Origin of the sequence: Paenarthrobacter sp. 2TAF44, from assembly GCF_052114885.1 — a bacterium.
Lineage (GTDB): Bacteria > Actinomycetota > Actinomycetes > Actinomycetales > Micrococcaceae > Arthrobacter.
Genome location: NZ_JBFRFP010000026.1, coordinates 56,592 through 71,055, shown reverse-complemented (window position 1 = coordinate 71,055; position 14,464 = coordinate 56,592). Strand labels below are relative to the sequence as shown.

General features: G+C 61.9%; 15 protein-coding genes and 1 tRNA gene. 5 read left to right on the top strand and 11 right to left on the bottom strand.

Annotated elements, in window-relative coordinates; genetic code table 11:
• Positions 1–256: 256 nt before the first annotated feature.
• The 9 genes from rplL to AB4Z15_RS20800 form a co-directional block, all read right to left on the bottom strand.
• Positions 257–634 carry a 50S ribosomal protein L7/L12 gene (gene rplL / locus AB4Z15_RS20840; protein WP_189013656.1) on the bottom strand — a complete coding sequence of 126 codons (378 nt, stop codon included), beginning with the start codon at positions 632–634 and terminating at the stop codon, positions 257–259.
• Positions 635–710: 76 nt separating this feature from the next.
• Entirely contained in the window at positions 711–1,301 is a 591-nt protein-coding gene (rplJ, locus tag AB4Z15_RS20835; protein ID WP_442018776.1) for a 50S ribosomal protein L10, read from the bottom strand.
• A 326-nt stretch (positions 1,302–1,627) separates the two neighbouring features.
• On the bottom strand, positions 1,628–2,800 hold the full coding sequence (locus tag AB4Z15_RS20830; RefSeq protein WP_442018775.1) for a GNAT family N-acetyltransferase: 1,173 nt from the start codon (positions 2,798–2,800) through the stop codon (positions 1,628–1,630).
• A complete protein-coding gene (locus AB4Z15_RS20825) occupies positions 2,779–3,891 on the bottom strand; it encodes a GNAT family N-acetyltransferase (RefSeq protein WP_442018774.1) in 1,113 nt (370 codons plus the stop codon). Before AB4Z15_RS20825 ends, AB4Z15_RS20830 begins: the two co-directional genes overlap by 22 nt.
• A gap of 121 nt (positions 3,892–4,012) precedes the next feature.
• A complete protein-coding gene (gene rplA / locus AB4Z15_RS20820) occupies positions 4,013–4,720 on the bottom strand; it encodes a 50S ribosomal protein L1 (RefSeq protein ID WP_442004053.1) in 708 nt (235 codons plus the stop codon).
• A 132-nt stretch (positions 4,721–4,852) separates the two neighbouring features.
• On the bottom strand, positions 4,853–5,284 hold the full coding sequence (gene rplK / locus AB4Z15_RS20815) for a 50S ribosomal protein L11 (RefSeq protein ID WP_166183617.1): 432 nt from the start codon (positions 5,282–5,284) through the stop codon (positions 4,853–4,855).
• A 130-nt stretch (positions 5,285–5,414) separates the two neighbouring features.
• Complete coding sequence (nusG, locus tag AB4Z15_RS20810; protein ID WP_442018773.1) at positions 5,415–6,275, bottom strand: transcription termination/antitermination protein NusG; 861 nt, start codon at positions 6,273–6,275, stop codon at positions 5,415–5,417.
• A gap of 113 nt (positions 6,276–6,388) precedes the next feature.
• Entirely contained in the window at positions 6,389–6,670 is a 282-nt protein-coding gene (gene secE / locus AB4Z15_RS20805) for a preprotein translocase subunit SecE (RefSeq protein WP_442018772.1), read from the bottom strand.
• A gap of 81 nt (positions 6,671–6,751) precedes the next feature.
• Positions 6,752–6,824 (bottom strand) — tRNA-Trp (locus AB4Z15_RS20800).
• 256 nt (positions 6,825–7,080) lie between these two features.
• Here AB4Z15_RS20800 and AB4Z15_RS20795 point away from each other — a divergent pair.
• On the top strand, positions 7,081–8,310 hold the full coding sequence (locus tag AB4Z15_RS20795) for a pyridoxal phosphate-dependent aminotransferase (RefSeq protein ID WP_442018771.1): 1,230 nt from the start codon (positions 7,081–7,083) through the stop codon (positions 8,308–8,310).
• A 254-nt stretch (positions 8,311–8,564) separates the two neighbouring features.
• Here the strand turns inward: AB4Z15_RS20795 and AB4Z15_RS20790 are convergent, their stop codons facing one another.
• Complete coding sequence (locus AB4Z15_RS20790; protein ID WP_442018770.1) at positions 8,565–9,239, bottom strand: LuxR C-terminal-related transcriptional regulator; 675 nt, start codon at positions 9,237–9,239, stop codon at positions 8,565–8,567.
• Entirely contained in the window at positions 9,236–10,801 is a 1,566-nt protein-coding gene (locus AB4Z15_RS20785) for a PspC domain-containing protein (RefSeq protein WP_442018769.1), read from the bottom strand. Before AB4Z15_RS20785 ends, AB4Z15_RS20790 begins: the two co-directional genes overlap by 4 nt.
• 125 nt (positions 10,802–10,926) lie before the next feature.
• Between AB4Z15_RS20785 and AB4Z15_RS20780 the strand changes: the two genes are divergently transcribed.
• From AB4Z15_RS20780 to AB4Z15_RS20765, 4 genes are all read left to right on the top strand, one after another.
• A complete protein-coding gene (locus AB4Z15_RS20780) occupies positions 10,927–12,519 on the top strand; it encodes a PspC domain-containing protein (protein ID WP_442018768.1) in 1,593 nt (530 codons plus the stop codon).
• A gap of 1 nt (position 12,520) precedes the next feature.
• A complete protein-coding gene (locus tag AB4Z15_RS20775; RefSeq protein ID WP_442018767.1) occupies positions 12,521–12,913 on the top strand; it encodes a hypothetical protein in 393 nt (130 codons plus the stop codon).
• Positions 12,914–12,976: 63 nt separating this feature from the next.
• On the top strand, positions 12,977–13,225 hold the full coding sequence (locus tag AB4Z15_RS20770; RefSeq protein WP_442018766.1) for a PspC domain-containing protein: 249 nt from the start codon (positions 12,977–12,979) through the stop codon (positions 13,223–13,225).
• Positions 13,226–13,432: 207 nt separating this feature from the next.
• Positions 13,433–14,458 (top strand): ATP-dependent 6-phosphofructokinase, encoded by a 1,026-nt coding sequence (locus tag AB4Z15_RS20765; protein WP_223934019.1) that lies wholly within the window; start codon positions 13,433–13,435, stop codon positions 14,456–14,458.
• Positions 14,459–14,464 lie beyond the last annotated feature (6 nt).

The following is a 14,464-nucleotide window of genomic DNA, read 5'->3' as shown; positions in this document are numbered from 1 at the left end:
CCGCCCCACCCCTCGGATGGACAGATCCCACTCCAGGACACCCTTGCGGGGCCAGTCACTTACCGAGTCACATCCAAGGGGCAGCACGGCCAATACCCACTCTGCCAGCCAGTCCCAGACCAGCCACAACAATCCTCACAGTCACTTACAGCCCATTTCCGGAGGGATTATTGGGCTATAAGTGACCCCGCGTTGTTTCTTTAAAGCAGGAAGCCCCGCCCGGCGAACCGGACGGGGCTTCCACAAGCAAGACGAGTTACTTGAGGGTAACCGTTGCGCCAGCTTCTTCGAGCTGAGCCTTTGCCTTCTCTGCGGCTTCCTTGGTGGCGCCTTCGAGAACAGCCTTCGGTGCGCTGTCAACCAGGTCCTTGGCTTCCTTGAGGCCGAGGGAGGTGATGGCGCGAACTTCCTTGATCACTGCGATCTTCTTGTCGCCAGCAGCTTCGAGGACGACGTCGAAGTCGGTCTTCTCTTCAGCAGCTTCAGCAGCACCGCCGGCAGCGGGGCCAGCAACTGCAACAGCAGCAGCCGTAACTTCGAAGGTCTCTTCGAAGAGCTTGACGAACTCGGAGAGCTCGATGATGGTCAGTTCCTTGAAAGCTTCAATGAGCTCTTCGTTGCTGAGCTTCGCCATGGTGGCGTCCTTCCATTAGTCGGTGCAGGTCCGGACAATGCCGCTCCATGCACCTGAGTTTGATTGGGGGGAGAACTTAGTTCTCTTCGGTTGCAGCTTCAGCGGCTTCGGCCGGAGCCGCAACCTCTTCAGCAGCAGCCTCAGCGGCCGGAGCTTCGTCAGCGGCCGGTGCAGATGCGCCGCCCTCTTCTTCAAGCTTGAGGCGCAGGGCATCAATGATGCGTGCGGCAGCGGATGCGGGGGCCTTGAGGACACCAGCAACACGTGCAAGCTGCAGCTCGCGGGACTCCAGCGCTGCCAGTGCGGCAACACCTTCTGCGTCCAATGCCTTGCCTTCGAAGTAACCGGTCTTGATAACCAGCTGCTTGTTGGTCTTGGCAAAGTCCGTCAGGCTCTTGGCAGCAGCAACAGCGTCGCCCTTGATGAAGGCGATTGCAGTGGGGCCGGCAAGCTGATCGCCGAACGCGTCGACACCAGCTTCCTTGGCTGCAATGGCGCTCAGGGTGTTCTTGACGACCGAGAACTTGGTGTCCTGGCCGAGCGCAACACGCAGTTCCTTGAGCTGTGCAACAGTGAGCCCGCGGTATTCGGTCAGGACAGCCGCGTTCGATTCCTTGAAATCGTTGGTGATCTCTGCAACAGCGGAGACCTTGCTAGGCGTTGTCATAACCCTCCTTCCGGGGAATAAAGCCGGTCTTCCGGGTCCCCGCTCACGAGAGCTAAAACTAAAAACGCCCCGCGCAGATGCACGGGGCTTGGCTCAACACAGTTTGCACTGTGGAGACTTGCTTCGTTCACCTGCGTTGGCCGCCCTATGTTCAGGGTCCTTCGTCAAGGAATGCACTTTGTTCTCAGGGGCGTCGCTGCAGAATTGAGCTGCGCTCGAAAGAGTGGATTCCCATCAACCGACGGTCTTTGGTACTTCAAGGTTACGGGAGAGGGATCAGCAAACCAAATCGAGGCCGCTGTGCTCCCACTGCGATGCCCGGCTGGTTACTCCGACGACGTGACCTTAGGTCCCCGATCAGGAAGCTGCTTTTGCCAGAGTCCGGTGACTCCCGCCGTCGTAAATCCCAATTGCTTGTTCACGGTCAGGAGGTACCGGTTTTCCGGTGCGTTCCAGGTGTAAATGACGCGGGCATCGGGAAATTGCTCACTGAGCCTTTCCATGTTGGCCACCTTGATCAGCAGTCCCAACTTATTGCCGCGGTGTTCCTGCAGGACCAAAGTATCGTCCTGGAAAACGACGTCCTGACGGTGCGCGAGGACGCTGATCGTGGTGAGGCCGGCCAGCCGCCCGCTCTCAATATGCTCGACGGCGGTAACCACCGTCCGCCGACCCTGCGCCAAGGCGGCGTCTTCGGTTTCGCGCAAAACGGCGGCATCGAAGACCATACCGGAAACCTCAACGGCGGAGTCTTCTTCCTCGCCGTCCTCTCCGTGGACAACCTCACCCGCAGCGTTTTCCAGCTCCGCCACGGCCTCCAGCCAAGCCTCAGGGCAGCGATCAGTCCAGTGGTGCAGCCTGTAGCGGCCAGCGTTCGCTTCCTCGGCCTCGGCTTGAAGATCCGCAACCAGTTTGGAGTCGAGAGGCAACACGCAGGAACTGAATTGCTCGATGTGCTGAAGGGTGTAACCGGCCCGCTGGGCAAAGTCCACTTCCCTGCTGCTGACAGGAAGGAAACCTGGGCCGCTGCCGGGAATCAATTGGTCTTCAGGTATCTCTGTAAGCGAGGTCGCCGGATGGTTCGTGTCCACCAAAACCATGGTGCGGCCCTCTGAACGTGCCAGCTGCTCCGCAGCCTCCAGGAGCTGGCGTCCGACGCCCTGGCTTTGGTAGTCCGGCAGGATATCCAGCGTGAACTCCGCCAGGTCCATGTTGTCCGCGAGCGGCAGCGCAATGTCCACTGTTCCCACGATGACCCCGTCCACCTTGGCCACCAGGATGATCTGGCGCTCGTAGGGGTCGGAGAATTCAAGCAGCTTCTCCAGGGGCGTGTACGCCAGGTCATCGCTCCCCCAGGTCTGCATCCGGACCCGTCGCGCCACTTCCACGGCGTCAAGGAAATCCCCTGCTTTGGGGCTGTCCAGATTGTCCGGCACCCATAGCTGCTCGACTACAACGGTCTTCGCCTCGTCTACAGTCATCCCAGCCGTTTCTGCCATTCGCCTTCAAAACCGGAAGGCTTGAATCCAAGGGCGATATTTATGGCCAGCATATGCCGGTTTTCACTGGCGTTCCACGTCATGACGCACGTGGCGTTCGGCCAAAGATCTTCTGCACGACGAAGATTGGCGATTTTGACCAGCATGCCAAGGCCGTGTCCCCGGTGTCCGGGAGCCACCAGAGTGTCCTCCTGGCTGACGACCGCCGGCAACGCCTCACGGTGGGTCAGGACCGTATAGGCAGCCAACTCCCCGCTCGTGTGGTGCTGGGCAGCAGCTACAACTGAGTCCACGCCACTTGCCCGCCATGTCGATTCCTCACGCCGAACCCGCACGGCGTCCCACTCTTCGCCTTCCCATCCAAGACCGGCGATGGGTACCTCCGTGCTCATCAGGCTCTTGAGCTTGGCAAAAGTGTCCACGAGTTCGTCCGGGCATTCGTCCGTCCACCCGATGACGTCGTATTCCGTTGCCCGGCGCATCGCCTCGACTTCGAGTTCAATCAGGTGCGCCTCATCAACCGGCAGGGCCAAGGTGCTGCTGGTTTCGACCTGTTCCAGGGAATAACCATGGTGCAACGCAAAGTGGGTCGATGCCGCGTTCAGTGGAACGCCACCCGTGCCTGACTTTGCTTTCAGCAGCGCCTCCCCGGCAAGTACGGGGGCGATCGGCTCCCCACAGTACCCGTCAAGCGAAGTGCGGCTCCGCTCCACTGCCGCCTGCTCAAGGACTTCCAGGATACTCGTCCCGATCCCGCGCCGACGGAAAGCGGCGTCCACGAGGACGTCCACTCCCGCCGTCGTCGTGTTCTCGCTCAACGGCAGCGTCAGCGAACCGCTGCCCACCACAACGCCGTCCAAGCGGGCCAGGTAGACCTGCCGCTCCTCGTATTCGTTGCCCTGCCAGAACATGAACGACTCGGCCAATGTGGCCGAATGATCCATGTTCCCCCACAAGGCAAGCTCATGGGCGATCCGTAACGCATGGAAGGCTTTGAAGTCCGCTGACGCATTGGCCTCCGGAGCTTGCAGAACGGGAAGCCTCCCTATGGTGAGCCCGCCGTTGGCGGAAAAGTTCGACGACGGTGCCACGCCCCACAGCCTACGGCCGCCTCTGGTGCCAAACAAGTGACCAACCGCCGATGCGAACCCATGAAAAAGGGACCGCCCGGCAATGCCGGACGGTCCCTCTCAGAGTTAGTACTCGCGATGCTTATGCGTCGGTGAGAACCTTGGTGACGTTCGGGTCAACGGTGATGCCCGGACCGAACGTGGTGGCAACAGTAGCCTTCTGGATGTAGCGGCCCTTGGAAGCGGACGGCTTCAGACGAAGGACCTCTTCCAGTGCAGCTGCGTAGTTCTCAGCCAGCTTCTGGACGTCGAAAGACACCTTGCCGATGATGAAGTGCAGGTTCGAGTGCTTGTCGACGCGGAAGTCGATCTTGCCGCCCTTGATGTCGTTGACAGCCTTGGTGACATCCGGGGTAACCGTACCGGTCTTCGGGTTCGGCATGAGGTTACGCGGGCCGAGGACCTTACCGAGGCGGCCAACCTTACCCATGAGGTCAGGGGTTGCCACGGCGGCGTCGAAGTCGGTCCAGCCGGCTGCGATCTTTTCGATCAGGTCATCGGAACCAACGAAGTCGGCGCCGGCAGCGATTGCTGCCTCAGCCTTGTCGCCTGTTGCGAAAACGAGGACGCGGGCGGTCTTACCGGTGCCGTGCGGCAGGTTGACGGTGCCACGGACCATCTGGTCAGCCTTACGCGGGTCAACGCCCAAACGGAAAGCGACCTCAACGGTTGCGTCGAACTTGGAAGGGTTAGTGTCCTTCGCGAGGGTGATTGCCTCGAACGGGGCGTAGACCTTGTCTGCCTCGATCTTGGCTACGGCTGCCTCATATGCTTTGCTGCGCTTTGCCATGCTGCTTATTTCTCCTTGTGCAGTTGTGGTCTGCGGACCGCGCTGGGCCCTGCCACAAGCCGCGGATCCGGCAAGGATCCTGCGGCATTTCAATGTTTCAGATGCCGGTTGCCCGGCGGATGAAGGCTGTATTTAGCCCTCTACGGTGATACCCATGGAACGGGCGGTACCAGCGATGATCTTGGCAGCTGCCGCGATGTCGTTGGCGTTGAGGTCTTCCATCTTGGTGGAAGCAATCTCTTCGACCTGCGCCTGGGTCAGCTTGGCAACCTTGACGGTGTGCGGGGTAGCCGAACCCTTGGCAACGCCTGCAGCCTTCTTGATGAGCTCTGCAGCCGGCGGGGTCTTGGTGATGAAGGTGAAGGAACGGTCTTCGTAGACCGTGATTTCAACCGGGATAACGTTTCCGCGCTGGGATTCCGTTGCAGCGTTGTACGCCTTGCAGAATTCCATGATGTTGACACCGTGCTGGCCAAGCGCAGGACCGATCGGCGGAGCCGGGTTAGCGGCACCTGCCTGGATCTGCAGCTTGATGAGGCCGGTGACCTTCTTCTTGGGAGCCAATGTAGGGTCCTTCTCTCAATAGCTTCCTGGGACACAGGAGCGCGTCCCAGGTTGGTGGCCGCCATGGCAAGGCGGCCGGCCGCTTCCGAACCGCAAAGCAGGCGGAACGGGAGCGAAATCTTGGAATCAGCTAGATCTTGGTGACCTGGTTGAATGCGAGCGTAACCGGGGTTTCGCGCTCGAAGATCGAGACCAGGACCACGAGGGTCTGGGACTCGGGCTTGATCTCGGAGATCGTTGCCGGAAGGGTCTCGAACGGGCCTTCCTTGACGATGACGGACTCGCCGACCTCGAAATCGACGGCCACGGGAGCCTGGTTCTGCTTGTTGACCGGCTTGCCCTTCTCGGCCTGCTCTTCTTCGAAGACCGGGGCGAGCATGGAGAAGACCTCGTCAAGGCGCAGCGGGACCGGGTTGTGGGCGTTGCCCACGAAGCCAGTGACGCCGGGGGTGTGGCGAACGGCGCCCCAGGAAGCATCGGTCAGGTCCATGCGGACCAGGACGTAACCGGGGATGCGGACGCGGTTGATCACCTTGCGCTGGGCGTTCTTGATCTCGACGACTTCTTCCATCGGGACCTGGATTTCGAAGATGTAATCTTCCATGTCCAGTGTCTGGATGCGGGTCTCAAGGTTGGCCTTCACGCGGTTTTCGTAACCGGCGTAGGAGTGGATGACGTACCAGTCACCCTCCTGGCGGCGCAGCTTGGCCTTGAATTCCTCGGCCGGATCGGCGGGGGCTGCAGCAGCGGCCGCCTCCAGCGAGACATCGGCAGCGTCCTCATCGGACTCAGCGTCTACTTCGTCGGCCTCGTCATCAGACTCAGCGTCTACGTCAGACTCGAAATCCTCTTCGGAATCATCGACGTCGGCAGATTCGGGCGCAGCAGAGTCAGCCTCCGACTCTTCCGCAGCCTCAGCCGCGGCGTCGTCCGTGCTTTCAGCGGGCCCATCCAGCTCAGCCTCGTTTACCTCAAGCTCCTGCTCAGACACTTGGTCTCCTGCTTCCTCATTGCCTAACATGCCTATTTAAATGGCTCAATTCCGCAAACCCCATAAAATTCCTGAACTTCATGGAATTTCACGCGGTTTGCGGACAGACCCGCTTAGCGGTCCGTAGCGCCTGATCCACCGAAGACCCAGCTCACTCCCGTGCCGAAGGCAAGGTCCAGCAGGGTGACGATGAGCATCATGATGACTACGAACACCAGCACCACGAGCGTGTAATTGATCAGTTCCTTGCGGGTCGGGGCAACGACCTTCTTCAGTTCGCCGATAACCTGGCGCATGAAGAGTGCAATTCGGGCAAAGAAGCCGGCATCGGCTTTCTTGGCAGGACGGCCCTTTGAGCTGCTAGCAGCCGTTTCGGTCACCTGGTCCTCACTCACCTTGCAAAGTCGTTTGACCCGGCTCTGATCAGAGCCATGGTTGCTGCGCTTGCCCCGGCGTTTCCGCCGGAACAGCTTGCGCAGGGCAGACAGGACTCGAACCTGCAACCTGCGGTTTTGGAGACCGCTGCGCTACCAATTGCGCCACTACCCTATGGATCGAATCCATGTTTCAGGCCGCACTTCAGCCTGTGGTGCTTTTCAACACCGGTGAACCAGTCTACGCAAGAACTTCGCGATAGTCGAACCGGACTAATTCCGGGCCTTCCGGCCGCTTATGAATCAATGTGAGCAGCATTATCAGTCACATTGTCCAGCAGGCACCCGGGAGCTCCGCAGAACAGCATAAGGTAGTTTACGTCGAATCCCATCATCCAGCCCACGAGCTGCCTGCGAAGAACGGTACATAGATGTCTGCCGGAACACCTGCCGCCCGCATTTCACAACGAATCTCCGCTATTGCCGAGTCCGCCACCCTTGCCGTTGACGCCAAGGCCAAGGCACTGAAGGCCGCGGGGCGCCCCGTGATCGGTTTCGGTGCCGGCGAACCCGATTTCCCCACCCCGGACTACATCGTCAAGGCAGCAATCGAGGCTGCTGCCCAGCCGAAGTACCACCGCTACTCCCCCGCTGCCGGGCTTCCTGAGCTGAAAAAGGCCATCGCCGATAAGACCCTCCGGGACTCCGGCTACAAAGTGGACCCATCGCAGGTCCTGGTGACCAATGGTGGCAAGCAGGCTGTCTACAACACCTTCGCCACCTTGGTTGACCCGGGCGACGAAGTCATCATCCCCACGCCGTTCTGGACCACTTATCCGGAAGCCATCCGTCTCGCAGGCGGCGTTCCGGTGGAGGTATTCGCCGGACCCGAGCAGGGCTACCTCGTCACCATCGAGCAGTTGGAAGCCGCGCTCACGGACAAGACCAAGATCCTGCTGTTCGTCTCCCCGTCCAACCCGACCGGCGCTGTATACAGCCCGGAGCAGGTTGCGGAGATCGGAAAGTGGGCTGCTTCCAAGGGCCTGTGGGTTGTCACGGATGAAATCTACGAGCACCTGACCTATGACGGCGTGGAGTTCACCTCCATCGCCACCGCGGCGCCGGAGCTTGGCGACAAAGTCGTCATCCTCAACGGCGTGGCCAAGACCTACGCCATGACCGGTTGGCGCGTGGGTTGGATGATCGGTCCGGCCGATGTCATCAAGGCCGCCACCAACCTCCAGTCGCACGCGACGTCCAACGTCTCGAACATCATGCAGGTCGCCGCTGCCGCTGCCCTCACGGGTCCGCTGACCGCCGTCGACGAAATGAAGGTCGCCTTCGACCGCCGCCGCAAGGCAATCGTCGCCGGCCTGAACGCGATTGAGGGCGTGGAATGCCCGACGCCGACCGGCGCCTTCTACGTGTATGCCGACGTCCGCGGCCTGCTGGGTAAGGAATTCGAAACCTCCCACGGCCCGGTGCGTCCGAGCACGTCGGCAGAACTTGCCACGCTCATCCTGGACGAGGTTGAAGTTGCCATCGTTCCCGGTGAAGCATTCGGCCCCTCCGGATACGTCCGCCTGTCCTATGCTCTCGGAGACGACGACCTCGCCGAGGGTGTCCGCAGGATCCAGGAATTCCTGGGCCGGGCGAAATAGCTCCAACCCCAGTAGCTATTCCGGGTTAAATGCTCCCGCACCAATGTTTGGTGCGGGAGCATTTCCGTTTAAGCGGCGGGATCTGCGAGAGGATCCGTCCAAAGGCCGGCGGGATGTGCGAGAGGAACCGGCAGAAAGTGGCGGGATGTGGGAGAGGAACCGGCAGAAAGTGGCGGGATGTGCGAGAGGATCCGTCCAAAGGCCGGCGGATGTGAGAGAGGATCCGTCAGAAGGCCGGCGGATGTGAGAGAAGGTCAGAGGAGGCGGCGCTCGGCGGCCCACTTGGTGAGTTCGTGTCGGCTGGAGAGCTGCAGTTTCCGGAGCACGGCGGACACATGCGTCTCCACGGTCTTGATGGAAATGAACAGCTCCTTGGCCACTTCCTTGTAGCTGTATCCGCGCGCGATGAGTCGCATCACTTCCAGCTCACGCGCCGAGAGGCGATCCAATTCGTCGTCCGCGATGTCCGCCGGTGCCGTACCAAAGGCGTCCAACACGAAACCAGCCAGCCGGGGTGAGAAGACGGCGTCGCCATCGGCCACGCGGATCACGGCATCGGAAATCCCGGCACCGGAAATCGTCTTGGTGACGTAGCCTCGGGCACCAGCCCGGATCACTGCCACCACGTCCTCGGCGGCGTCCGAAACACTGAGTGCCAGGAAGCTGGTGGTACCCAGGAGCGCAGCAGACCCCGCAATGACCTCGCGCCCTCCGCCGCCCAGGCCGCCGGGAAGGTGGACGTCCAGGAGGACAACCTCGGGCCGGGTCTCCGCAATGACAGCGATGGCCTCCTCGACCGTGCCCGCCTCGCCCACGACGTCCATGCGATGATCGAGATCCGTCTTCAGCCCGGAACGGAAGATCGTGTGGTCATCAACGATCACCACACGCACACTGCGTGGCTCACCGCTTTGGGAAGTGTTGTTCATTGCCGTGGTTCTCCATTCCGTACTTCACGGTTCCGTATGTCAGTACTGCGCACATCCCCAGTCCGCTCCCCGGTGCGCACATCTCCAGTCCGCGTTTCGCCGCCATCGGCGTTGAGCGAAGGGAGGGCCAGCCGCACTTCGGTTCCGTCCCTGCTGCTGTTGATGGTTGCCGTGCCTCCGTGACGCTTCATGCGGCCGATAATTGATTCCTTGACGCCCAGCCTGTCGTCGGGGACCGCTTCAAGGTCAAATCCCGGACCGCGGTCCTTAATGAAGACCTCGGTGCTGCCTGCGGTGCTCTCCATGTAGACGGATACTGTTCCGCCAGCGTGCCGGGCCGCATTGAGCATGGCTTCCCTGGCTGCCTGGACCAGTGCCTCGTGCCTGTCCGTCATGTCGGCGTCGCCCACGGTTACCACCTCCACGGCCTGGCCGTGGGCATCCTCGACTTCGGCGGCCACTGCTTTGATCCGCTCGGCCAGCAGCCCGGCATCCTTGGCGGCATCAGTGAAGAGCCAGGACCGAAGTTCACGTTCCTGGGCCCTCGCCAGCCGAACAACGTCTTGCTCCGAGCCTGCCCTACGCTGGATCAGCGCAAGGGTTTGCAACACTGAATCGTGCAGGTGGGCTGCGATCTCCGCGCGCTCGGTTTCCCGTACACGCCCCGCCCGTTCAGTCTCGAGGTCCTTCCAGAACTTCAGTCCCCACGGCAGCAGGACCAAGGCAACGCCGCCGAGGACAGCAACGGACGCCAGGAGCGCCAGCCAGGTCTGCTCCCAGGATCCCGATCCGGACACCATGACCAGGACCCCGGCCACCACCAGCGCAAGGCCAGCTGCCAGGCGGACCCAGCCACCAGCCTGGTCGGCCTTGGTCTTGTCCACCAAGCCGGCCCTGCGGGTCTCGTCGAGTTGCATCCATGCGATCGCCGCGCCGCCGAGGATCGCAGCTGCGGGAATCAGCGTTCCCAAGGGCACATCGACGCCGAACTGGCGCGCGATCAAGATCGCGGCGACAAGGAGCAGGCCGGCTCCGAGCAGGATCTCCTTGCCGTACTGGATCCGCCGAAAGTTGAACCGGGAAACTGGTAACGCCCGGCTTCCGGGTTCAGCCCAACCGCCGGACGGAGCTGCCGTGCTGCCAGTAGTTGTCGCATCGAACGGTGGGCGCCCAGGCAATGCACCCACGCCAGTTGCAGCATCCCGTACCCCAAGGTTTCCACTCACCGCTGGAGTGCCGGCCACCGCTGGTGCGGGTCCGGCGTCGGGCGCTTTGGGCGCATGCGGCACGGCAGTGACGTCGGGCGGAAGGCTGACTGCAGGAGCAATAGGCGACGCCGGCCGGCGGGCATTGCGGCGCGCGCTCTCATCCGCGGTGGGAACCATGGTCCAGAGCCAGGCGTAGAAGGCCAGTCCCGCTCCACCGGCGAAGCAGGCAAGGACCATGCCCAGCCGAACGTACTTCACGGGCCAGCCCAAATGGTCGGCCAATCCGCTGCAGACGCCGGCGATCATGCGGTCGCTGCTGCGGACCAGCGGCGGGCGTTGTACAGCGGTTGTCATGTACCAATCCAAACACGGATCAGGGTTGCCCGGACCTGAAACCAGCGTTCTTCGGGGGTCCCTCAGGGATCATTCAGGGTATCCCCCAGTAGAGGGCAGGGTACCCGGGACGGCAGGATCGAAGTATGAACGCGAAGAGCATGAACCCAGAGGGATCCGGAACGCCTGGCAATGCCGGCACGCCCGATCCCGACGCCAACGCCGGCACTTCCGCCGGTGCATCGGCGGGTCCCTCCGCCGGCGCCCCCGGGGAACCGTCCACCCACTCCTATCCTTCATCCGGTACCGGTCCCGCTGCACCCCATACTGCACCACAGCAGAACTTCTTCGACTGGATCCGCAGCCAGGGTGTCCGCCGCGGGCCGGACCGCTGGATCGGTGGCGTCTCCAGCGGAGTTGCACACCGCTTCGGCATCGACCCCCTGATTGTTCGGGGCATCTTCATCGTCCTGGCACTCTTCGCCGGCATTGGCGTCCTGCTTTACGGCCTGGCGTGGGCCTTGCTGCCCGAACCTGACGGCCGCATCCACGTTCAGGAAGCAGCCGCTGGGCGTTGGTCCGGCGGCATGACGGGTGCCTTGATCACCACGATCATCGGCCTGCCCGGCCTGGGCCGCGGATTCTGGGGCTGGGGCTGGAACGGCCTTCCGGGCGTGCTGTGGACGCTCTTCTGGGTGGGCGGTGTCATCTACCTCATCTACTACCTGGTACAACGCAACAAAGGATCGAAGGCAGCCCGGCCCATGAGCCAGCAGAACTTCGCGGCCACTTCTTACGGAACGGGCACTTCCTACGCAACGGGCACCGCCTACGGAGCCCCCACGGCCTACGGAACCCCAACAGCCACCGGGACAAGCCCTGTTGCCGGGACCAGCACTCCTACCGGGACCAACAGCGGCGTGCCGGTGTACGGTCAAGGCCAGCCAGGCACAAAGCCGCAGGATCATGCGGCTGGCCCCTACGAGCCATCAGGTCCGCGGCCTCCCTACGGCCCCACTCCTCCCTACGGACCCACTCCTCCGCAGGGCGGCCAGCCTTTTAGCGGCCAGCCCCACAACGGTGAACCCAAGCCGCCGCGCGCCAGGCGCAAGGGTCCCGGGCCAGCGATAGTAGCGGTTACTGCGGGTGTGGCACTGCTGGTTGGCGGCACCTTGAAAGCGCTGGACGCCGGCAACATCATCGAGCTCGGCAACGCAGCCAACGCCGTCGTGTGGGCAACAGGCGCAGCCGTACTGGGTTTGGGCATCCTCTTTGCAGGCTTGCGGGGACGGACCTCCGGTTTCCTCGGTTTCCTGGCAGTAGTGGCCCTGATCATCGGTGGAATCTTCAACGTTGTCCCACGGAATGGTGATCGCTTCACCTTCCATGACGTGAACTGGGCACCAGTAAGCATCGAGCAGGCCCGGCAGGGCGTCGACGTAACCGGCGGCAAAGGAACAGTGAACCTGGACGACCTCGCCCTGACGCCTCCACTGACCACCGAAATCGTGGTTCCCGTGGACGCCACCTTCAGCAACGTCACCGTCATCATCCCGAAAGACGTACCCGTTGAGGTCAGGGCGGATATGACCTTCGGCAACCTGAACGAACACGGCTCGGATCGCGGCGGCCGGCTCCAGGACGAGCGAACGGTCTACAACGCCGAAAAGCCCGGGGCCAACCTCGTGGTGGAAATCGATGGCACATTCAGCAACGTGACCATCCAGGAAGGAAACTGACATGAGCACGAACGAGCCAAGCAAGGCACGCGAAGCAGGGGAAAACAGCAGTGATGCCAAGAACCCGGTGGACACCACTCCGCTCGCCAAGGAACCGGCACCCTCACCACGACTCCAGCCAATACCGCTCACGCCATCGCTTGAGACCGCCTATCGGGTGGAACGGACCATCGACGACGACGAACCGCAGCAGGCGCGGATCGGCACCGTGGTGTGGGGGTTGATTGTGATTGCCCTGGCCGCTTTGTTGGTCATCTCCACCCTTGGTTGGGTGGTGCTGGACGGCACGTATGTCCTGATCGGCCTCATGATCGGTGCGGGCGCAGCCCTGGTCATCGGAGGACTCCTTGCCGCCCGCAGGAGTGCGGGCAAATCAAAGACTCCTGCCGAGTAGCTGCCCACAGATCGAGACAGGTACTTACGTGACAAAGCAACCACAACAAGGAAGTCTGTAGCCATGGACAAGTTCTTCAGCATCGTCAGGGGCTTCGGCCTGAAGCGTGGACCCCAGCGCTGGTTGGGTGGCGTCTGTGGTGGCATTGCCGCGAAGCTCAGGGTGGATGTGGCATATGTCCGGGTGGCTTTCCTGATCTTCTGCCTCTTGCCAGGACCAGCGGCAGTGTTCTATATCCTCGCCTGGCTCATACTGCCGGACCAGAAGAACAGAATCGCCCTGGAGTCATTCATCAGCCAGCGTTCCCGTTAAGCGCACAACGATCGACAACTTCGACGTCAGCGACACAAAGCGCCCCGCCGCAGCGGGGCGCTTTCGTTGTTTTCAGAGAGATTTCCAATACCGCACGGCCGGGGTCAAAAGTAACCATTTGTGTCCCACCCCACATCGACGTCTACAATCGTTGGGAGCTCAGCGTGGCGCTCCAGACGTATTCCTCCAAGCCATGAGTGAGCAAACATGAAAATTGGCATTCTTACCAGCGGTGGCGACTGCCCCGGACTCAACGCAGTAATCCGGGGAGCGGTCCTGAAGGGGATCGCAATCCACGGCCAGGAGTTCGTGGGTTTCAAGGACGGCTGGCGCGGCGTTGTGGAAGGTGATGTCATCGACATCCCCCGCACCTTGGTCCGCGGTATCGCCAAGCAGGGCGGCACCATCCTGGGCACCTCACGTACCAACCCGTTTGAAAATGGTGGTGGCCCGGACGTCATCAAGGCCCACATGGAACGCCTGGGCATTGACGCCATCATCGCAATCGGCGGCGAAGGTACTCTGGCGGCGGCAAAACGGCTCACCGATGCCGGACTGAAAATTGTTGGTGTTCCCAAGACCGTGGACAACGACCTCGACGCAACGGACTACACCTTCGGCTTCGATACAGCGGTTGAAATCGCCACCGAAGCAATCGACCGCCTCCGCACCACGGGTGAGTCCCACCACCGCTGCATGATCGCCGAGGTCATGGGCCGACACGTAGGCTGGATCGCCCTGCACGCCGGAATGGCAGCTGGTGCACACGCCATCCTTATCCCGGAACAGACGGTCAGCATCGAGCAGATCACCGAATGGGTCCAGGAAGCCCACGACCGTGGCCGCGCGCCGCTGGTGGTGGTAGCTGAGGGCTTCGTTCCGGACCACATGGAATCTCCCCACTCCGAACGCGGACTGGACACTTTTGGCCGTCCCCGCCTGGGTGGAATCGCCGACCAGCTCGCGCCGGAAATCGAAGCACGCACAGGCATAGAGACCCGCGCCACCATTCTTGGCCATATCCAGCGTGGCGGCGTACCAACTGCCTATGACCGCGTCCTTGCAACCCGCCTGGGCATGGCAGCCATCGATTCAGTGGTGGAGGGCCGTTGGGGCACCATGGTGGCCCTGAAGGGCACGGACATCTCCCACGTTGGTTTCGAAGAAGCACTGGGTAAGCTCAAGACCGTTCCCCAGCACCGCTACGACGAAGCGAGTGTGCTCTTCGGCTAGTCGGCT